The 18,578-nt window shown below is 67.2% G+C and carries 17 protein-coding genes; 5 read left to right on the forward strand and 12 right to left on the reverse strand.

Annotation, left to right across the window (positions count from 1 at the left end):
• Positions 1 to 21: 21 nt before the first annotated feature.
• From ACIBCN_RS20625 to ACIBCN_RS20660, 8 genes are all read right to left on the reverse strand, one after another.
• Positions 22 to 1,455, reverse strand: a complete 1,434-nt coding sequence (locus ACIBCN_RS20625) for an amino acid permease (RefSeq protein WP_396993188.1) — start codon at positions 1,453 to 1,455, stop codon at positions 22 to 24.
• 44 nt (positions 1,456 to 1,499) lie between these two features.
• A complete protein-coding gene (locus ACIBCN_RS20630) occupies positions 1,500 to 2,501 on the reverse strand; it encodes a proline racemase family protein (RefSeq protein WP_396993189.1) in 1,002 nt (333 codons plus the stop codon).
• Positions 2,501 to 3,925 carry an FAD-dependent oxidoreductase gene (locus tag ACIBCN_RS20635; protein ID WP_396993190.1) on the reverse strand — a complete coding sequence of 475 codons (1,425 nt, stop codon included), beginning with the start codon at positions 3,923 to 3,925 and terminating at the stop codon, positions 2,501 to 2,503. Before ACIBCN_RS20635 ends, ACIBCN_RS20630 begins: the two co-directional genes overlap by 1 nt.
• The gene (locus ACIBCN_RS20640; protein ID WP_396993191.1) at positions 3,922 to 4,230 is read right to left on the reverse strand and encodes a (2Fe-2S)-binding protein; all 309 of its coding nucleotides are present in this window, start codon (positions 4,228 to 4,230) and stop codon (positions 3,922 to 3,924) included. Before ACIBCN_RS20640 ends, ACIBCN_RS20635 begins: the two co-directional genes overlap by 4 nt.
• Before the next feature lie 117 nt (positions 4,231 to 4,347).
• Positions 4,348 to 5,568, reverse strand: a complete 1,221-nt coding sequence (locus ACIBCN_RS20645) for an NAD(P)/FAD-dependent oxidoreductase (protein WP_396993192.1) — start codon at positions 5,566 to 5,568, stop codon at positions 4,348 to 4,350.
• Positions 5,565 to 7,037, reverse strand: coding sequence for an aldehyde dehydrogenase (NADP(+)) (locus ACIBCN_RS20650; protein WP_396993193.1), 1,473 nt, complete (start codon positions 7,035 to 7,037; stop codon positions 5,565 to 5,567). The genes ACIBCN_RS20645 and ACIBCN_RS20650 overlap by 4 nt, the downstream gene beginning before the upstream one ends.
• 41 nt (positions 7,038 to 7,078) lie before the next feature.
• Complete coding sequence (locus ACIBCN_RS20655; protein WP_396993194.1) at positions 7,079 to 7,990, reverse strand: dihydrodipicolinate synthase family protein; 912 nt, start codon at positions 7,988 to 7,990, stop codon at positions 7,079 to 7,081.
• A 274-nt stretch (positions 7,991 to 8,264) separates the two neighbouring features.
• Positions 8,265 to 9,752, reverse strand: a complete 1,488-nt coding sequence (locus ACIBCN_RS20660; RefSeq protein ID WP_396993195.1) for an alpha/beta hydrolase — start codon at positions 9,750 to 9,752, stop codon at positions 8,265 to 8,267.
• A 211-nt stretch (positions 9,753 to 9,963) separates the two neighbouring features.
• Between ACIBCN_RS20660 and ACIBCN_RS20665 the strand changes: the two genes are divergently transcribed.
• Both ACIBCN_RS20665 and ACIBCN_RS20670 read left to right on the forward strand, forming a co-directional pair.
• A complete protein-coding gene (locus ACIBCN_RS20665) occupies positions 9,964 to 10,668 on the forward strand; it encodes a response regulator transcription factor (protein WP_396993196.1) in 705 nt (234 codons plus the stop codon).
• The gene (locus ACIBCN_RS20670; RefSeq protein ID WP_396993197.1) at positions 10,668 to 11,987 is read left to right on the forward strand and encodes an ATP-binding protein; all 1,320 of its coding nucleotides are present in this window, start codon (positions 10,668 to 10,670) and stop codon (positions 11,985 to 11,987) included. The genes ACIBCN_RS20665 and ACIBCN_RS20670 overlap by 1 nt, the downstream gene beginning before the upstream one ends.
• 5 nt (positions 11,988 to 11,992) lie before the next feature.
• On the opposite strand, the gene ACIBCN_RS20675 is transcribed toward ACIBCN_RS20670, so the two are convergent.
• Both ACIBCN_RS20675 and ACIBCN_RS20680 read right to left on the reverse strand, forming a co-directional pair.
• Positions 11,993 to 12,784, reverse strand: a complete 792-nt coding sequence (locus tag ACIBCN_RS20675; RefSeq protein WP_396993198.1) for an SAM-dependent methyltransferase — start codon at positions 12,782 to 12,784, stop codon at positions 11,993 to 11,995.
• 99 nt (positions 12,785 to 12,883) lie between these two features.
• A complete protein-coding gene (locus tag ACIBCN_RS20680; protein WP_396993199.1) occupies positions 12,884 to 13,924 on the reverse strand; it encodes a hypothetical protein in 1,041 nt (346 codons plus the stop codon).
• Positions 13,925 to 14,134: 210 nt separating this feature from the next.
• Between ACIBCN_RS20680 and ACIBCN_RS20685 the strand changes: the two genes are divergently transcribed.
• From ACIBCN_RS20685 to ACIBCN_RS20695, 3 genes are all read left to right on the forward strand, one after another.
• Positions 14,135 to 14,500 (forward strand): hypothetical protein, encoded by a 366-nt coding sequence (locus tag ACIBCN_RS20685; RefSeq protein ID WP_396993200.1) that lies wholly within the window; start codon positions 14,135 to 14,137, stop codon positions 14,498 to 14,500.
• A gap of 384 nt (positions 14,501 to 14,884) precedes the next feature.
• The gene (locus ACIBCN_RS20690; RefSeq protein WP_396993201.1) at positions 14,885 to 15,697 is read left to right on the forward strand and encodes an alpha/beta fold hydrolase; all 813 of its coding nucleotides are present in this window, start codon (positions 14,885 to 14,887) and stop codon (positions 15,695 to 15,697) included.
• A gap of 497 nt (positions 15,698 to 16,194) precedes the next feature.
• A complete protein-coding gene (locus ACIBCN_RS20695) occupies positions 16,195 to 17,022 on the forward strand; it encodes an alpha/beta fold hydrolase (protein ID WP_396993202.1) in 828 nt (275 codons plus the stop codon).
• Positions 17,023 to 17,093: 71 nt separating this feature from the next.
• Here the strand turns inward: ACIBCN_RS20695 and ACIBCN_RS20700 are convergent, their stop codons facing one another.
• A complete protein-coding gene (locus ACIBCN_RS20700) occupies positions 17,094 to 17,351 on the reverse strand; it encodes a hypothetical protein (protein WP_396993203.1) in 258 nt (85 codons plus the stop codon).
• Positions 17,352 to 17,360: 9 nt separating this feature from the next.
• Entirely contained in the window at positions 17,361 to 18,557 is a 1,197-nt protein-coding gene (locus ACIBCN_RS20705; RefSeq protein WP_396993204.1) for a S8 family serine peptidase, read from the reverse strand.
• Between the last annotated feature and the right edge of the window lie 21 nt (positions 18,558 to 18,578).

An 18,578-nucleotide genomic window follows, 5' to 3' on the forward strand; every position in this document is an offset into this window, starting at 1 on the left:
TGTGTGCGAGCACGACTGCTCTCAGATTAGTGAGCTCTCATTGTCGTTCAGTTTCGAGTGCCGGTAGCTGAAGGCTACGTATACGCCGAGACCGAGCAGCAGCCAGACGACGAACCGCAGCCAGGTGACCCAGGTGAGGTGGCTGATCAGCCAGATCGAGAAGACGATCCCGATCAGTGGCACCACCGGCACCCACGGCGTGCGGAACGCGCGCTCTACCTCGGGGCGGGTCCGGCGCAGCCGCATGACGCCGAGCGCCACCACGATGAACGCCATCAGGATGCCGACATTGGTGAGCTCGGCGGCCTCCCGGATCGGCAGGAAGCCTGCGATCAACGCCGACACGATGCCGACCGGCCAGATCACCCGCGACGGCACCCTGCGCACCGGGCTCGACTTGGCGAAGTAGGACGGCAGCAGGCCGTCGCGGCTCATCGCGAAGCCGACCCTGGTCACCGCGAGCATGTTGGCGAACGCCGAGGTGGTGACGCCGACGACGGCGCCGACCGCGATGATCAGGCCGAGGACGCCCATGCCGATCGAATCGAACGCGCTGGAGAACGGCGAGGAGACGTTGATGTCGGTGTAATTGACCATCCCGACGATGACGAGACAGACCAGCAGATAGACCACCGACGCGATGCCGAGGCTGATCATGATCGCCTTTGGCATCAGCTTCTTGCCGTCCTTGGACTCCTCGGCGGCGGCGCTCATCGCGTCATAGCCGTAGACCGCGAAGAAGGCCAGCGCCGCACCGGAGACCGCGCCGCCGACGCCGAACGGGAAGAACGGCTGATAGTTGCCCGACTTGATGTGGAATGCGCCCGCCACCACCACGATGGCGACGATCACCATCTTCAGCGCGACGAGTCCCGTTTGCACGCGGGCGGATTCGCGGGTGCCCCGCGACAGCAGGAAGGCCAAGAGCAGGCAGAGCAGGACGGCGAAGAGGTCGACCTTGTGCCCCGACCCGGTACCAGGGGCGCCGAGAGCCCAAGTGGGCAAATCGAATCCGACGTAATGAGTGATGTAGTTCAGGTACCCGGACACCGCGATCGCGACGACGGACACGATGGCGGTGTACTCCAGCAACAGATCCCAGCCGATCATGAAACCGATGATCTCGCCGAGCGCCACATAGGAGTAGGTGTAGGCCGAACCGGCTCGCGGCACCATGCCCGCGAACTCGGCGTAGCAGAGCCCCGCCGCACCGGACGCGATGATCGCGATGGCGAACGAGACCAGCACCGCCGGCCCCGCGACCTCATTGGCCACCACCCCCGCCAGCGAGAACACCCCGGCCCCAACCAGTCCGCCGAGGCTCAGCGCGACCAGCTGCCATAACCCCATGCTCTTCTTGAAATCGCCGGTGTCGGCGACGATTACCGGCATTCGGCGCATCACCCCACTCTTGGTCAACGGCGGGCGTGCGGGTCTGGTGTCGACTGTCTTCATTGACGGGCCTTTCACGGTGGAGCTAGTGGAGCGGGTGGTGATGGTTAGAAGACGAAACCCTCGGGGAAGGGGTCGGTGGGGTCGAGGAGGTAGTTGCCGGTGCCGGTGAGCCAGGCTCGGCCGGTGATGGTCGGCACGATCGCGGGGCGATCGCCGACCGTGGTGGTTTCCACCGCCTGTGCGTAGAAGGTGGTGCCGATGAACGAATCATTCCGCAGCACTTGGTCTTCGGTGAGCAGGCCGCGGGCGTGCTGGCGGGCGAGTAGGGCGGAGGTGCCGGTGCCGCAGGGGGAGCGGTCGAACCAGCCGGGGTGGATGGCCATCGCGTGGCGGGTGTGTGCGGGCTCGGACGCGGGGTCGAGGAACAGGACGTGCTTGCATCCGGCGATCTGCTCGTCCTCGGCGTGCACCGGGCGCCGGAACTCGTTGATGGCGGCCATGATTCGCAGGCCCGCGTCGAGGATCCGGTCCTTGTGCGCGCGGTCGAACGGCAGTCCGAGCTTGCCGAGGTCGACGATGGCGTAGAAGTTGCCGCCGTAGGCCATGTCGTAGCGGACCGTGCCGAGACCGGGGACCTCGACTTCGTTGTCCAGGCTGTCGCAGTAGGCGGGCACATTGCGCAGGGTGACCGAATCCGCGTGGCCGTCACGCACCGCGACCGCCGCGACAACGCGTCCCGCGGGGGTGTCGAGGCGGATCTCGGTGACCGGCTCGGTGACCGGCACCATGCCCGCCTCGACCAAGGCGGTCGCGACGCCGATGGTGCCGTGGCCGCACATCGGCAGCAGGCCGCTGACCTCGATGAACAGCACACCGTAGTGGCCGTCGTCGGTGGTCGCCTGCTGCAGGATCGCGCCGCTCATCGACGCGTGCCCGCGCGGCTCGTTGACCAGCAGCTTGCGTAAGCCGTCGAGGTGTTCGATGAAGTGGATTCGCTTGGCCGCCATGGTGTCGCCGGGGATGGTGCCGACGCCGCCGGTGATCACCCGGGTCGGCATGCCCTCGGTGTGGGTGTCGATCGCGGAAATGATGGTGTTGCTGCGCATCAGGACTGTCCTTCGCTGTCGAGTTCGGCAAGTTCACGCAGGCGCACCGGCGCGGCCAGCGGACGCCATGCGGGGCCGGCCGCCGCGAGACCCGCTGTCGTGGCGGTCTGGTCGGAGTACGGCGTGCCGCGCAACGCCTCGATGTTCGCCGCGCACATGCGGCCTTGGCACGGGCCGAGTCCGGCGCGGGTGGCCAGCTTGGCGGCGCGATAGCCGTCGCCGGTGTCGCTGGACCACGCGGTGGTCAGCTCGCCGCAGGTGGTGCCCTCGCAGCGGCAGAGGACGGTGTCGGGTTGCGACCAGGTCAGTACGCCGGGCCGGATCGGGTGCGCGGCCGCGAGGCGGGCCACGAACTGTTCGGCCGTGCGGTGGTGCGTCCGCAGTGCCCGGTCGGGGAGGGCGCCTGCCGCGGCCAGACCGGCAACCGACCCTTCTAGGGCGGCAACCTGAGATCCGCCGATGCCGGTGATTTCGCCTGCGGCCCAAACGCCTTCGGCGCTGGTCTGCTGGTTGTCGTCCACCTGCACAAACCCGTTCGCGGTCAGCTTCGCCCCGGCGGCTACCGCGAGTTCGTGCTGCGGGGTGAAGCCGTGCGAGACCGCGACCGCGTCCACTGGCACCGTGGTGTGGCTGCCGGGGATCGGCGTCCAGTTCTCGTCGAGCCGGGCAACGGTGGCTTCCTCCACCCGGCCGTCACCCGCGACCGCGACCACCGCATGTGCGGTGCGTAACGGAATCCGGTGCCGCACACCGGATGCCACGTACTCGATCAGTTCTAGAGCTTTCCCCGCGCTGTGCCGGAGCCCCCACGGCCTGGCGGCCCAGTGCCTGGCGATCCTGCGACCAGGGTTGGCTTCGAGCACCGCCCGCACTCGGGCGCCGCCCTCGGCCAGCGACTGCGCGACCGGCAAGAGGAACGGGCCGGTGCCGGAAAGCAACACCGACCGGCCGACCAGCAGGCGCTGCGTCTTCGCGAGAGTCTGTGCGGCACCGGCGGTATAGACGCCGGGCAGATCCCAGCCGGGGAACGGGCACACCCGGTCGTAGGCGCCGGTGGCGAGAACCAGTGCGTCCCCTTGCACTACCCGATGTTCGCGCCGGTCACCCTCGACACCGATCAGCAAACGCACTGCGGGACAACCGCCTTCGAGGTGGCGCTCGATCTGATAGACCGCCGCCCACGCCAGGTACTCGCAGCGTGGGTGCTCGATCAGCAGCCGGGCGCGCCGAGCGGCCGCGGCGTATCCGTGCCCGATGGCGAGCGGCCGACGGACCCCGTACGCGGCTGGGATGCGCCGGTTGTACTGCCCACCGAGTGCCTCGTTCGAATCGATCAGCGTCACCGTCGCGCCATGTCGCAGCGCGGATTCGGCCGCCGCCGTGCCCGCCGGGCCACCACCGATGACCACTACATGCCTGCTCATCGTGTGGCCGACCGGGTTTGCGTGGTGACGCTGTCGCCATCACGGGCCGGGCGACGGCACAGCCGAACATCCGGAACACCGTTGACGGTGGCGACACAGTCGAAACACACACCGATGCCACAGAACACGCCGCGCGGACCACCGGTGGGCGCGGTGCGCCAGTGCGAACGACCATCGGCCATCAGCACCGTCGCGAGGGTCTGACCGTGCACACCAGAAACCGGCGTGCCATCGACCGTGACCGTCAGCGGCCGGTCGCGGCGGCCGACGGGATCGGCCTCCGGTCGAATGATATTGGGGCTCATGACATCACCACCCTTGCTGCGGAAGGCCGCGCCAGGTCGAAATGACAGCCGTCGGCTGACGGTCACCTTCAGCGCGTCTGGTCGACCCCTCGGTCGAACGGGCGCTGGCAAGCTCGCTCATGGGGATACCTTCTCGGTGCTCGGTTCGGTAGGACTGGTGATTACGGCGGGGCGGTCTACGGCGAAGGCCGCGATGTCGATGTCGTCCGGGTGACCGGACAGTGCCGACGAAATGAGTTGGGCGGTACCGACGGACAGGCCGATGCCCGCACCCTCGTGACCGGTTGCGTGCCACAGGCCGGGTACCCGCGGGTCGGGGCCGATCACTGGGAGGTGGTCGTCCACGTAGGGGCGGAAGCCGCCGTATGCCCGCATGATCGCGACGTCGGCAAGGATCGGATACAGCCGCAATGCCTTTCGGGCGATGGCGGCCAGGCTGTCCGGCCGTATCCGATCGTCGAAGCCGCACTGGCGACGTGACGAACCGAGCAGCAGCGGGCCGCCTCTGGTCGATTCGACCACCGCCGAGGACTGCAAGGCGGCATTGGAGCTACCAACGGCGCCAACGTAATCCGCGTCGTAGACCTTGTGGAACACCGTCGGCGGCATCGGTGCGGTGATGAGCACGTCGCCCCGGCGCGGCTTGATCGCGATCGGTGCGCCCAACAGGTCCGACACCGCGCCCGACCACGGGCCCGCCGCATTGATCACGACATCGGCATGCCGTGGCCCGCAGGTGGTTTGCACGCCGATCAGTCGGCCGACGTGCATCAGCGGTGCGGTGACCTCGCAGCCGGTCTCGACTATCGCGCCCGCGGCGATGGCCGCCTCGAGCAGCGCTGTCGCGGCACCGGCCGGTTGGACCTGCGCATCGTCGGAGTAGTACACGGCCGCGCACACGTCGCGGGTGAGTGCGGGCTCGGCCGCCGCCAACTGATCCGCGTCGAGGTGTTCGCACCGAACCCCGGCGCCTCGCTGACCGTCGGCGAACTCGGTCAGCGCGGTGGCACCCGCGTCGGTGGTGGCAACGACTATGCCGCCCTTGGGCTCCCATTCGACGGCTGCCGCGCCGGCCGACAGCCGTTCGAGGGCGGCGGGCCACAGTCGCCGAGACAACTGGGCGAGGGCCAACTCGGGCCCCGGCCCCTTGTCCGAGACGAGCACATTGCCTTCGCCGTGCGCGGTGGTGCCGGAGGCGACCCCGCCCCGCTCGCAGACGCGGACCGAGGCACCGTCCATGGCGAGCCGGTCCGCGAGCGCGCACCCGATCATGCCGCCACCGATGATCAGGACGTCGGTTCCCCGCGGGGAGGTAGCGCGGGGCGGGGTTGCGGTCATTGCGCGCGTGCTCCGTTCACCGAACGCGGCACGGAAAGCGGGTTGTCCGTGCGCAATTCGAGCGGTAGCAGCTCCTCGGGCACCGACTGGTAGGTCACCGGGCGCAGGAAACGTGAAATCGCCGCGGTACCAACGGAGGTCGCCGTCGGGGCCGTCGTTGCCGGGTAGGGACCGCCGTGCTGCTGCGCGAAGGTCACCGAGAGACCGGTGGGCCAGCTGTTCCACAGCACCCGCCCGGCCGTGCCCACCGCGGCGGCGGTCAGCGCGCGGGCGGTGTCGTCGACCTGGTCACCGAAGAGCGAAACCGTCAGTTGACCACCGACCGAGCGGGCCAGCTCGAGCAATTCGCCGGTATCCCGGTAGCTGACCAGAAGTGTTGCCGGACCGAACATCTCGTGCAGGAGCGCGTCGGGATCGGACAACACCGTGTGTGCCGTGGTGGCGAGCAACAGTGCCTCGCCGGGCCCACCGCCTGCGAGCAGTGCCACGTTCGGGTGCGCGCGTACCTGCTCGACAGCACGGGTGAATCCGGCGGCGATCTCCGCGTTGAGCAGGTCGCCGGTCGGCACCGGCCGGTTCCGGATCAGCTCGGAAAGCTCGCCGAAAACCGCTGCCCCCTCGGGTATCGCAACCAAGCCCGGCTTGGTACACAACTGACCCGCGCTCGTGCTGACCGCGGTCAGCAGCCCCGACGCGATCTCCGCCGCCCGGGTCCGCGCGGCCTCGGCGGTGACGAATACCGGGTTGATGGAACCGAGTTCGCCGTAGAACGGGATCGGCACCGGACGGCGCGACGCCAGGTCGTACAGCGCCCGCCCGCCCGCGGTCGAGCCGGTGAACGCCGCGGCGGCGACAGCAGGGTGGGTGAGCGCCCGCACCCCGGCGTCGCGACCGAAGACGAGCCCGAAAGTCGCACTCGGCGCGCCACATTCGGCAAGAGCCGCATGCACGAGTTGTCCGACCGCGCGGGAGAGCTCGGGGTGCCCGGGGCTGGCCTTGACGATCACCGGGCAGCCCGCGGCGAGCGCGGCGGCGGTGTCGCCACCCGCTACCGAGAAGGCGAACGGGAAGTTGCTCGCCGCGAAGTTGAGCACCGGACCGAGCGCGATATTCATCCGCCGCAGGTCCGGGCGCGGCGCACCCATCGGCCAGTCGGCGTCCGCGGTGTCGATGCGCACGTCGAGGAAATCACCGTCGAGCACGACCTGCGCGAACAGGCGCAACTGGAAGCTGGTGCGCCGCAGCTCGCCGGCCAGCCGCGGTTCGGACAGGTGCGTCTCCCGCATCGCCAGCGGGATCAGCTCCGCGGCCTGCGCGTCGAGCCGGTCGGCGAGGCCGCGCAGCACCCGGGCTCGATCGGTCAGATCCACCGCCGCCCAAGGTGCCGCGGCTGCCGCGGCCGCGGTGGCAACGGCATCGACCTGCTCGGCGGTCGTGTCGCGAACGGATTCGACCGTGCTTTCGGTCATCGCCGGCTCCTCGTCTTTCGTCTGTACCGGCTACGAACTGCCTACCGGTAACCCTTGGCGAGCACGTCACGGGTGTCCTCGGTGATCTTCGCGATCAGCTCCGGTGCCAGCGGAACCCGCGGCGGACGGCACTTGCCGCCCGGCCTGCCCGCCAGATCCATGGACAGCTTGATGGCGTGCACGAACTGCGGCTTCGAGTCCCAGCGCAGCAGCTTGTGCAGCTCGCGGTACAGCGGAAGCGCCTTGTCCAGGTCCCGGTTGATCGAGGCGTTGTACAGCTCGACCGTCGCCCGCGGAATCGCGTTCGGGTACCCGGACACCCAGCCGACCGCACCCGCGATGCCGAGTTCCAGGACCACGTCGTCCGAGCCGACCAGGACGTCGAGTTCGGGGGCGAGCTCCTTGATCTCGTAGAAGCGCCGGACGTCGCCGGTGAACTCCTTGACTCCGACGATGAGCCCCTCGCCGTGCAGTTCGGCCAGGATGTCGGGGGTCAGGTCGATGCGGGTGTCGAACGGGTTGTTGTAGGCCACGATCGGCAGGCCCACCTCGGCCACCGTGCGGTAGTGATCGAGGATCGAGTCCCGGCCGCCGCGATAGGTGTTGGGCGGCAGCAGCATCACCGCCTGCGCGCCGGCCTCGGCGGCTTGCGCGGCCCACTTACGCGCCTGCAGCGCACCGTATGCCGCGATGCCCGGCATCACGGTGAACCCGTCCGGTGCGGCCTCGATGGCCGTTGTCACCACCCTGGCCCGCTCCTCGTCGTCGAGGGTCTGGTATTCGCCGAGCGACCCGTTCGGGCTCACCCCGTGGCAGCCGTTCGCGGCCAGCCACTGCACGTGCTGAGCGTAGGCGTCGTAGTCGACCGAGTAGTCCTCAGCGAACGGCAGCGTCGTCGCGACCAGGATCCCGTGCCAGGGCTTGGTCCCGGCTGAGGTGATCGGTTCGGACATGTGAAGCCTCCATCTGCGCGTTTATCTGGATTCAAGAAGCAATCCAGATGTGATGTGACGTGTGACATTGCACAAGATAGCGAAGTGATGGGGGTCACGCAAGCGGGGAGAGTGGCTGGGGACATGGCGGGAGCTGCGGGGGCAGGCGCGTCGACGCGACCAGCCCCGACAGCAGCGCTCGTCGTCCACTGTCGAGTGAACGTCGTTGCGGCTGTTCGGCTTTCGAATCAGCGCGCGCTGTGTCAGGGCTGGCTTTACTGCGATTGGCTGATGCTCAGCGGGGGACCGGAGTCACCGCGATCGGCGGGATGGACTCGACACAGGAGGTCGGCCCGGTGGCACCGGTGCGGACGAATCGGGACACGATGCCGGCGACGCAGCCGCTGGGCTCCAGGTCGGGCACATGACCGGTGTTGGGGACCGACAGGAACGTCGCCTGCGGGAATTCGGCCGCTACCCGCTGCCCGTTCGCGTCGGGAGTGATGGCGTCGAGGTCGCCCGACATGACCAGCACCGGAACGTTGGGCAGCGCCGCACGCGGGTGGCCGGGCTGCGAGCGGGTGAAGGCGGGCCAGCGGATGCAGGCGTCGCCGCCGTCGCGTAGCCCGGCGCTGAATCCCTCGGCGCTGAAGGCGCCGAGGCCGTCCTGCCCGGCCGCCAGTCCGTTGCGGTACTGCTGAATCCGCTCGGGCACCGCCGACTGCCGCGACCAGAGGTTGGGGTAGTCGTTGCAGGCGACCGTGATGAAGAGGTCGATGTTCTCGGCGGTCGGCTCCGCGCCGGCGTGCTCGGCCCATTGCCGCAACGCGGTGTCGTCACCGTTGGCGGCCGCGTGCAGTGCGGCGGGCAGCGTGCCCATCAGCGTCGGCTGCTGTGGATCGGCGCCGACGTTGGTGCTTGCCACCTCGAACGCGAGGGTGGCGAGCTTGCCTTCGTCGAGCTGCAAGGGATGCTGGCCGGTGATGACGAGGGGCTGGGTGGCAAGGCGCTGCGCCACCGTGCGCAGATCGGCGACGGCGGTCGCTCCGTCGCATGCTCGGCTCCGGTCGCAGATCCGTTGCAGTGCAAGCGATACCGCCTCGGCATTAGGTCGGGACAGCAGGTCGAAATCGGCCGAGTACGCACCGGACAAGATGATGGATTGCACGTGATCGGGATGGCGTTCGGCGTAGATCGGCATCAGGTAGGTGCCGTAAGAGATGCCGTAGAGCACCAGTTTGGGGATTCCGAGGCGCTCGCGGATCGCGTCGAAGTCGTCGGCGGTGGCCGCCGAGGTGTATCCGACGGCGCGCTCGCCGAGCTGTTCGGCGCAGCGTGCCACCGTGTTCTGCTGGTATTCGCGGGTGCCGAGCTCGTAGCCTGCCTCGTCCGCGCCGCAATCCAAGGGGCTGGACAGCCCGGTGCCGCGCGGGTCGATGAGGAGCAGGTCGTGATCGTCGAGCAACTGGGCGGACAGCTGGGTGGCCTGTGCGGCGTGTGCGATCAGCGGAACGCCGGGCCCGCCCGGATTCGGTGCGATCGTGCCCGCGGCGGGTGCGTCGAGCTTGCCTCGCCGGATGAGCGCGTAACTCACTGCGACGGTGCCCAATTCGGGTCGGTCGGCCACCAGCGGTCGGGACTGCACGCCGCAATCGACCTGATGTCCCGGCACGGTCGGGCACCAGTCCGGGCCGGGTGGTGCTTGGTCGCCGCACGCCGTGACCAGAGTCGTGGCTGCCAGCGCGGCTAGTAGGCCCGCGACTGCCCGCATTCCTTTGCGCATCCTCGAAATCCCTTTCCTCGGTACAACTCCCGCATTCAGCGGGGCGTTGCGGAAAATCCTGGGCGGTCGAGGTCAATGGACTGAGAGGGCTACGGAAGAATCAGGTAAGAATCCATCTTCCGGGTCCCGGCGAGCCGATCACGGTGACGGCGGTCACGAAGTGGCCAGCCTGATACCCGCAAACTCGCTACTCGCCAGCAACAATGACAGCGTGACCACACCGAGTTCGTCAGCACCCGCCGCGTCGGTGCTCGTCGTCGAGGACGACCCGCACGTGCGCAGCACCCTGGACCAGCTGCTCCGCTTCGAGGGCTACACCGTGCACCTGGCCGAGGACGGGCAGCAGGCCCTCGACATGCTGGCGGAAATAACGCCGGACCTGGCCGTGGTGGACGTGGTGATGCCGCGCATGGACGGACTGTCGCTGTGCCGCCTGCTGCGCAGGCGCGGCGATCGGTTGCCCATCCTGGTGCTCACCGCCCGGCAGCAGATCGGCGACCGGGTCGCGGGGCTGGACGCGGGGGCCGACGACTATCTGCCGAAGCCGTTCGCGACCGATGAGCTGCTCGCTCGGCTGCGGGCACTGCTGCGGCGCAGCACCCTGGACGAGGACGGCGCCGTGCTGTCCGTCGCGGATCTGACATTGAATCCGGCCACCCGTGAGGTGTACCGCGGCGATCGGCCGATCGAGCTCACCAAAACCGAATTCGACGTGCTCGAGCTGCTGCTGCGCAACGCGCGAATCGTGTTGACCCGCAGCCGGATCTACGAGCACATCTGGGGTTTCGACTTCGACACCGATTCCCGTTCGCTCGATGTGTACATCGGCTACCTGCGCCGGAAAACCGAGCAGGAAGGCGAATCCCGGTTGATCCACACCGTCCGCAACGTCGGTTACGCCGTGCGTCCCGCGTGATGCTGCGCGCCAGGATCACCCTCGTCGTCATCGTCGCCGTGGTGGCGGCCATTGTCGTCACGCTCGCGACCTCGTATCGCGGGGTCAGCGAGCTGGTCGGCGATCAGATCGATCGCAGCCTCAACGACCGGGTCGATGCCGTCATCGCGGTGTTGCCCGCGGTGTTGCCCGAGCGATCCGACACCATCGAGCAGCTGCTGTCGGCCGACGGTACGGCCCACCCGGTGGCACCCGGCCGGATGCCGCTCCCGGTGGCCGAATCCGATCGCGCCGTGGCCCGAACCGGTAGTGGCACAGCCGAATACAATCTCGATCTGGACGGTGAGCCCTACGGGATCCTGACCAAGCCACGCCCCGGTGGCGGTGCGGTGATGGTGGCGCAGCGATACCGCGAGTCCGAACGGATCGATAACGAATTCCTGTGGCGCACCGGCGGTATCACCGCGATCGCGGTGGCGCTGTCGGCATTGCTGAGCTGGCTGGCCATCGGCCGCATTCTGCGACCGGTCCGCCGCTTGCTCGCCGCCACCGAGCACATCAGCTCCACCCAGGACCTGTCGGTCCCGCTGCCGCCCACCGGCCGCGACGAAATCGGCAGGCTCACCGGCAGTTTCGATACCATGCTCACCGCCCTGCGCCGCTCCCGCGCGCAGCAACACCGGCTCGTTCAGGACGCCAGCCACGAGCTGCGTACCCCATTGACCTCCATCCGAGGCAGCGCCGAACTCCTGCAACGCGCCAAAGGCCGACTCGGGCCCGAGGACGAGACCCAGGTCCTCAACACCCTTGTGCAGGAGTCCGCCGCGCTCGACGACCTGGTCGCCGAACTCGTCGAACTCGCCACCGACCAGCACACCGCGGAGGAACTCGCCGAGCTCGACCTGCCGACGCTGGCCGAAGACTGCGCGCAACGCTTCCGGCACCGCAGCGGCCGTACCATCACCGTTACCTCGGACCAGCCAGGACCCGTACTGGCCAGGCCGCGGGCACTGGCCAGGTGCGTCGACAATCTGCTCAGCAACGCGATCAAGTTCAGCCCGCCGGACACCCCCGTCGACGTGCACATTCACCACACCGAATTGACGGTGCGCGACCAAGGCCCCGGCATCGCCGCCGACGATACCGCCGCTATCTTCGACCGGTTCTATCGCGCCGCGAACACCCAGGGCACACCGGGATCCGGGCTGGGTCTTGCCATCGTCGGGGACATCATCACCGCACACCATGGCACCGTTTTCGCCGAGCACGGATCCGGCGCACGCGTCGGTTTCCGGCTGCCGCCGCTAGCGCAGTCGCCGGGGCGAGGTCGCCGGAGCTGACGGGTCTAGCCCGCCTTGCGGCCGAGGCCGCCGTAGATCACCAAGCGGGTGGCGGGCAGGTCGTCGTCGAGCCATTCCTGAGCGGGCGCCACGCCGGGTTCGATCAGGTCGAACCCGTCGAAGAACGCCGCCGTCTCCTCCCGCGATCGGTACTTGACCTGGGATGGGCTGTTGTTGGTGTCGTCGTGCGACTGGTTGATGAAGTCGGGATGAGTGTCGTTGGAGCCGTGCGTGATCGCGAGGTAGCTGCCCGGCGCCAGCAAGTCGCGGAACTTGGCGACGATCCCGTACGGGTCTTCGTCGTCCATCACGTAATGGAGCACGCCGATGATCAACAGGGCGACCGGTTCGTTGAAATCTATGAGTGAGCCGGTCTTCAGGCGGTCGATAATATCGTCCGGTTGGCGAATATCGGCCTTCAAGGCGGTCACGCCGGGCGAATGCGCCAGCAGCGCGTCGCAGTGCGCGTGCACGATCGGGTCGTTGTCGATGTAGACGACGCTGGCCGACGGCTCGATCTCACGGGCCGTCTCGTGCACATTCGGCGAGGTGGGGATGCCGGCGCCTAGATCGATGAACTGCCGGACGCCCGCATCGGCGGCCAGCCGGACCGCCTTCACCAGGAACTGGCGGATGAACCACGCCAAGGTCTTGGTGTCCGGGGCGATGGCTAGCATGCGGTGCGCGATTTCGCGGTCGATGTCGTAATTGTCTTTGCCGCCGAGCATGTAGTCGTAGATCCGGGCAGAGCTCGGCACATTCGGATTGAGTCCTGGCGCTCGGTCTACGTCCGACAAGGTGTCCTCCCGATCCTCGACCACAATCGTAGCGATCTTCCCGGCTGGATGTTGTGCTATGCCACAGTGGCGCAGTCGCGCCGAAGTCCACTTACCGAATCACCCTTTCGCGGCAAGTGTATTCGCTCGCGCCATCAGCGCGTCGGCCACCGGCCGTGGGCGGCGGCCGAGACCGCACGCGGTGGCCACGCCGTCGACCGATCGACCGAGCGCCCGCTCGATGACCTGCAACGTCTGCAGCTGCTCCGTCTCGGTCGGAATGTCGTGCACCATGCCCGCGTAGAAGTCGGTGCCCTCGGCCAGCGCCAGATTCTTCAGGGGCACATAGAATTTGGGATTCGCGGACGGCGGTATGTCGCCTGCTGCGAACGGTGCGTGCACGAAGGTCAGCGTGCGATCCGCGGGCCAATGCCGGACTATCGAATTGGCAAGATCCACGAACGGCTGAACGTTGCGCAACGTTGCACGGGCCTTGTTGTTCATGCTGCCGAGGCAGAGGTGCACCCCGAACCGGGTACCCGGCGGGCACGCAGCGGCCAGCTCGGCGATGCCTTTGCCCAAACCCAGCGCCAGGTTTGCCAGTTTGTGCAGCGGCTGCGTGTTCGCCATCAGCACCAGTTCCGCGGTCGCCTCGAACTGTATGACGACGTCGTCTCCGGCCAATTCTCGAATCGCGACGATGTCGCGCACCGTAGCGTCGGTGAAGGCCTTCTTGTTTCGCAGCACACCGGCGGCACCCATCGTAATGAACGCCATGGTGAAATCGGTCGGCATCCCGAGCTGCAGGGTGATACCGGACAAATCCCGCTCCGCACGCAGCGCGTTGAATACGGGCACGGCTTCCTCGGCCTCGCGAAAGTATCCGAGATCCATCATGTCGCCGGTGAGCTTCTTGCCGCCCGCGGCTCGATAAATAGTCCGTTCCCGGCTCGTGCGCCACTGGCCGGCTCGCTTCGATTCCAGCGCGCCCTGCTTCACCAGATCCTCGATGATGGGGCGGATGTAGAACTCGTAGCGGGCCGTCTCGCCCGTGGGCAGTGTCCGTAGTTGCGGACCCGCGCTGTCCAGCATCGCTCTCATCGCGGCGTCCGTGCTCTCGGCTGGAAAACTTCCGACGAAGTGCACCGCTCGCGTACCCATGGGTCGGATACTAGACCGACGGTTTGCTGTGCGCGATCCTGCGGGCTGTGCGGTACGACTCGTTGTCGTACTGTTACCTCCAGTGGCAGGCGGGTTGCGGGCTGGCTCCGCTCTATCAGACTTCCGCTGCGAATCATGTTGACGGGTACCATGATTCGACGATTGATGGTTCGAAGCATGACCAGCCGACGCCGAGGAGGCGGTTCGACCATGAAGAAGCTCTACGCCCGGATGATGAAGGCCGCGTGCCCCATCGATCCCGAGACGATGGCCAGCACAGTTCCGTTCCTGCAACACGACACCATCCCGCACGCCATGGCCGATCACGGTGCGCGGCAGATCTTCTTCTTCGTCGATCACCAGGACAACACGGTCTTCTCGATCACGATCTACGACACGCAGGAAGACCTCGACAACGCGATGCGGGAGTCCGGCAGCGAGTTTCGGTTCGCAAGCCTCGCCAAGCTGGGTTGCACGGCGCTCGACGCGCGCGCGTTCGAGGTGGTCGCCGGCGCCGTGAATCCGGACGCCCCCGAGGTCGACTTCGCGAAAATCATTCCGCCGATCAATAACTGAGCATTTGTCCAACTGGTTGCTGCGGTATACGCAAACATCGCAAAGCATCTCCGTCGGCGGTTCCGACAGTCACGAATAGGTGTAGATACTTGTGATAGTCGTTGCGCATCAACCAGTTTGCGGGCTAGCCTCCGATTTATCACTGAAGTAGGGTGCCAAAATGGTTATCCTCGTGTAACTCCGAGGGGAGCGCGTCTCGTGCGGGCCTTCTTAAATGCATTTGTCGTGTCAACAATTCTCTGTCTGGTGCCTGGGGTTGCCCACGCCGACAATCCCGTCCCACCGAATAGCTGTACGGCGGTTTCCTTTCCGGTGCCGCCCACGGGCACTTTGGCCGCAACTCTGTGCATGCCGGCGACGCCGACGAGCACCATCATGGTGTTGATGCCGGGGTCCAACTACAACCACACCTATTGGGATTTCCCGTACGCGCCGGAGACGTATAACTTTCGGCGCGCGATGAACGCCGCGGGTTATGCGACGCTGGTGGTCGATCGGTTCGGCAACGGTGCCAGCACCAGGCCGCCGAGTGCGGTGCTGACGGCCACCGGCTCGGTCATCGCGCTGCATCAGCTGGTGGGTGCGGTACGGCAGGGACTGCCCGGTGTGCAGCCGTTCAGCAAGATCATTACCGGCGGACATTCGCTCAGCTCCGGGGTCGCGGTCATCGAGGCGAGCACCCACCATGATGTCGATGGTGTTCTGCTCACCGGGTTTTCGCACAGTCTCGATCTGCTGGGGACGACGGGCGTCGTGGCCACCTACTATCCAGCGGCCGACGACCCGCATTTCGCAGGCCAGGGATACGACCCCGGCTATTTGACCACCCGGCCGGGAACACGGGCGGCGGATTTCTACGGCGCCGGTGACTACGATCCCGCTGTGCTCGCGACCGACGAAGACACCAAGGAAGTCTTCTCGCTGACGGAGTATCCCGACGGCCTGACATCCACCCTGCCGCCCGCGACCGACCTCATCAATGTTCCGGTGATGGTGACAAACGGAAGCAAGGACCGATTGTGCCTGAACGCGTGCGCGAGTACTGCGGCGTTGGCGGCCGAGGAGGCACCGTATTTCACTCCCGCCGCGAAGCTGCGCACTTATGTGCTGCCCGGTAGCGGGCATTCGGTGAATCTCGCCCTGAACACCGCCGCTTATCAAGCCGCAGTAAAGGATTGGATGGCATCGATGTTCTGACGGCCACACCGCGCGTCGACGCGGAGGTGGGCCACGCGTAGCCCTGAGGGCGGGAGCAGGCCGAGCTCCCGCCCTCAGGCGGCTGCCGCCCGGCTTGCCCGAAAAGCGAAGTCCGGCCGACGGCTCGACCGGCAGAGCCGGTTATCAAGTGCGGCAACACATCTCCTGCCGCGGTGCCGGGCAGCCGGAGTAGCCACATCTTCGCGATAGGTATTGCGCATCGACCTCGGCGCGAGATAACCTCCCGGTTGATGACTCAACTAGGATGCCAAAGTGGTTATCCTCGTGTACCTCCGAGGGGAGCGCGTCGCGTGCGGGCCTCAATACGGGCTTTTGTCATGTCAACAATGCTCTGTCTGACGCCGGGTATTGCCCAGGCCGATCAAGTTTCGCTGCCGGATCGCTGCCAGGAGATTACTTTCCCGGTGCCGCAGGGAACTTTGGCCGGGACGCTGTGCCAGGCCACGGACAGGCCAACAGATGCCGTCATGGTCTTGATGGCGGGTTCCAATTACAACGGCTCTTATTGGGATTTCCAATATCAGCCGGACACTTACAACTTCCGGCGTGCGATGAATGGCGCGGGCTATGCGACCCTCGTGGTCGACCGGCTCGGCAACGGCGCGAGCACTCGGCCGCCGAGCGCGACGCTCACGGCGACGGCCACCGCGGAAGCGCTGCACCTCATCGTGCAGCAGCTGCGCCAGGGTCTGGCCGGCGCACGGTCATATAGCAAGATCATCACCGGCGGGCATTCGCTGAGCTCGGGCACCTCCGTCATGGAGGCCACCAAGTATCACGACGTCGACGGCGTGCTGCTCACCGGCTACTCGCACACACTGAACATTCCCGGGGTGCTCGGCGTGATCAGCACGTACTACCCGGCCGTTCAGGATCCGGCATTCGCCGGACGCGGCTACGACCCCGGCTATCTCGTGTCCCGGCCGGGTGCGCGCCGGGCCGACTTCTATGGGCCGGATAACTTCGATCCCCAGGTGGTCGCGGCCGACGAGGCGACCAAGGAAACCTTCTCGCTCACCGAATATCCCGATGGGCTGCTGTCTACCCTGCCCGGCATGTCCAGTTTCATCACCGCACCCACCATGGTGGTCAACGGCAGCATGGACATCCTGTCCTGTGGGCCGGGATTCGCGATCTGCGCGGACAGCGCGACGCTGCAGGCCGCGGAGGCACCGTATTTCGGACCCGACGCGAGGTTGCGCACCTTTGTATTGCCCGGCAGCGGGCATGCGGTGAATCTGGCACCCAACACCGCCGAGTATCGGGCCGCCGTCATCGACTGGGCGGATTCGGTAGCCCGATAGCCCGATAGCAGTACCGAATCCCGGCGGCACCGATCGGTGCCGCCGGGATACTGATGTGCCGGAACCGACTGTCAGGCACGGGGTTTCGGGTCGCAGCCCGATCCGTTGCCCGGTTCGATGCGCGGGTCGGCGAAGACCTCGACGCCGGGGCCCGCGGTGGTCATGCGCGCCGCGGCGGCGTCGGTCACCCGCAGCGCGTACAGGCCGTTCGCCGGATCTACGGCGACCAAGCCGTAGGCGGTATCGACGTCGTCAGCGGTGAGCTTCAGCTCCCGCAGGGCGGCCTCCAGGGTCGCCTCCTGCGGGAGCCGAATGGTGAGCAGCGGCATGCCCCTACGTTACGCGCGGGCGGCCGTTCGATTCAGCTCCGCGAGGATCGCGGCGGCGTTGGCGACACCGTATCCGTAGTCGTAGTTGTAGCCGCCGGTTTGCGCGATCGCGGTGCGCTGCACCAACGCTCGCAGCTGCGCGGGGGGCAGCTTCGTCGCCGGCCACATGGTCCTGATTGCCGTCACCAGGCCCGCCGCGACCGGCGTGGCCGCCGAGGTGCCGGTGTCCGGTTCGGTGGCGCCGAAGGCCGTCGACCCGAGGAAATGGGTGTAGGAGCAGATATCCGGCTTGCGGTCGGCCAGTCGGCCGGGGCCTTGCGAGGAGTAGCCGACCCGCTGGCCCTTGGTGTCGACACCGCCGATGGACAAGACGCTCGGATGCGAATTGGCGCCGCCGATCGGCTTATCGGGGTAGGCGCAGCGACCGTCCGGGCAGTCACGCCCGCAATTTCCCGCGGCGAAGAGGATGTCGGCACCCGCGGCCTCGAGCGAGCCGACGATCACGTTGAACGGGTGGGACGGATTGTCGGAGTAGTTTCCGGGCTGCCCGACGGGGAAATCCCAACTCGGCGAGAACGATCCCCAGCTGTTGCTGATCACCAGGGCCCGCGCCGCGGCGGGCTGATCGGTGAGCACGGTCCGCAGGTGGGCGTACCCGGCCAGCGCGTCCGACAGCAGCCCCTCCATGACGGTGCCGCCCTGCCGCTTGCTCTGCAGCACCGGGAGGTCGAGCAGCGAAGCCTTCGGCGCGCCGATGAGCGCGTCGAAGGCGCACATCGAGCCGTGGTCCACCGGAAACTCGCCCGGCGTGCCGGTGACACCGGCCGGATTCCAGCTGCGTGCCTTGTCGATGGTGACCTGCCCGCCGCGCACCTGCTTGACCTTCGCGGCGTTGATACCGGTATCGACGATGGCCAGTGCCACCGACGAACCGTCCAAGCCCGCGGCCGTGAGATCGCCGTGCTGCAACAGGGTTTCGACATCGTGCCAGTTGCCGACCGCAGGGGTGCCGCCGCACGTGAGATTGGTTTGAATCACCGGATCCGCGAATACGCCGGTGACGCCGCGCGCTGCCGACAATTGCGACATGTTGTCGGCGATGCCCTCATCGTCGATCTCGCCACGCACCAACACCGACACGTCCGCCGGGTCTAGTGAATAGCTCGACCGGCCGGTATCCGACACCGGCGGAACGGGTTTCGGCACCGCGACCGGAGCGTACGAGCG

Source organism: Nocardia sp. NPDC051052 (assembly GCF_044456045.1).
In the GTDB taxonomy this organism is placed as follows: domain Bacteria; phylum Actinomycetota; class Actinomycetes; order Mycobacteriales; family Mycobacteriaceae; genus Nocardia.

What these genes read in the sequence shown, in the direction of transcription:
- ACIBCN_RS20640 (WP_396993191.1), bottom strand. Translation starts at nt 4,230, where the DNA reads ATGAGCCCCAATATCATTCGACCGGAGGCCGATCCCGTCGGCCGCCGC.
- ACIBCN_RS20695 (WP_396993202.1), top strand. Translation starts at nt 16,195, where the DNA reads ATGGCGGGTTCCAATTACAACGGCTCTTATTGGGATTTCCAATATCAG.
- ACIBCN_RS20700 (WP_396993203.1), bottom strand. Translation starts at nt 17,351, where the DNA reads ATGCCGCTGCTCACCATTCGGCTCCCGCAGGAGGCGACCCTGGAGGCC.
- ACIBCN_RS20670 (WP_396993197.1), top strand. Translation starts at nt 10,668, where the DNA reads ATGCTGCGCGCCAGGATCACCCTCGTCGTCATCGTCGCCGTGGTGGCG.
- ACIBCN_RS20690 (WP_396993201.1), top strand. Translation starts at nt 14,885, where the DNA reads ATGCCGGGGTCCAACTACAACCACACCTATTGGGATTTCCCGTACGCG.
- ACIBCN_RS20645 (WP_396993192.1), bottom strand. Translation starts at nt 5,568, where the DNA reads ATGACCGCAACCCCGCCCCGCGCTACCTCCCCGCGGGGAACCGACGTC.
- ACIBCN_RS20655 (WP_396993194.1), bottom strand. Translation starts at nt 7,990, where the DNA reads ATGTCCGAACCGATCACCTCAGCCGGGACCAAGCCCTGGCACGGGATC.
- ACIBCN_RS20660 (WP_396993195.1), bottom strand. Translation starts at nt 9,752, where the DNA reads ATGCGCAAAGGAATGCGGGCAGTCGCGGGCCTACTAGCCGCGCTGGCA.
- ACIBCN_RS20630 (WP_396993189.1), bottom strand. Translation starts at nt 2,501, where the DNA reads ATGCGCAGCAACACCATCATTTCCGCGATCGACACCCACACCGAGGGC.
- ACIBCN_RS20685 (WP_396993200.1), top strand. Translation starts at nt 14,135, where the DNA reads ATGAAGAAGCTCTACGCCCGGATGATGAAGGCCGCGTGCCCCATCGAT.
- ACIBCN_RS20680 (WP_396993199.1), bottom strand. Translation starts at nt 13,924, where the DNA reads ATGGGTACGCGAGCGGTGCACTTCGTCGGAAGTTTTCCAGCCGAGAGC.
- ACIBCN_RS20650 (WP_396993193.1), bottom strand. Translation starts at nt 7,037, where the DNA reads ATGACCGAAAGCACGGTCGAATCCGTTCGCGACACGACCGCCGAGCAG.
- ACIBCN_RS20625 (WP_396993188.1), bottom strand. Translation starts at nt 1,455, where the DNA reads ATGAAGACAGTCGACACCAGACCCGCACGCCCGCCGTTGACCAAGAGT.
- ACIBCN_RS20635 (WP_396993190.1), bottom strand. Translation starts at nt 3,925, where the DNA reads ATGAGCAGGCATGTAGTGGTCATCGGTGGTGGCCCGGCGGGCACGGCG.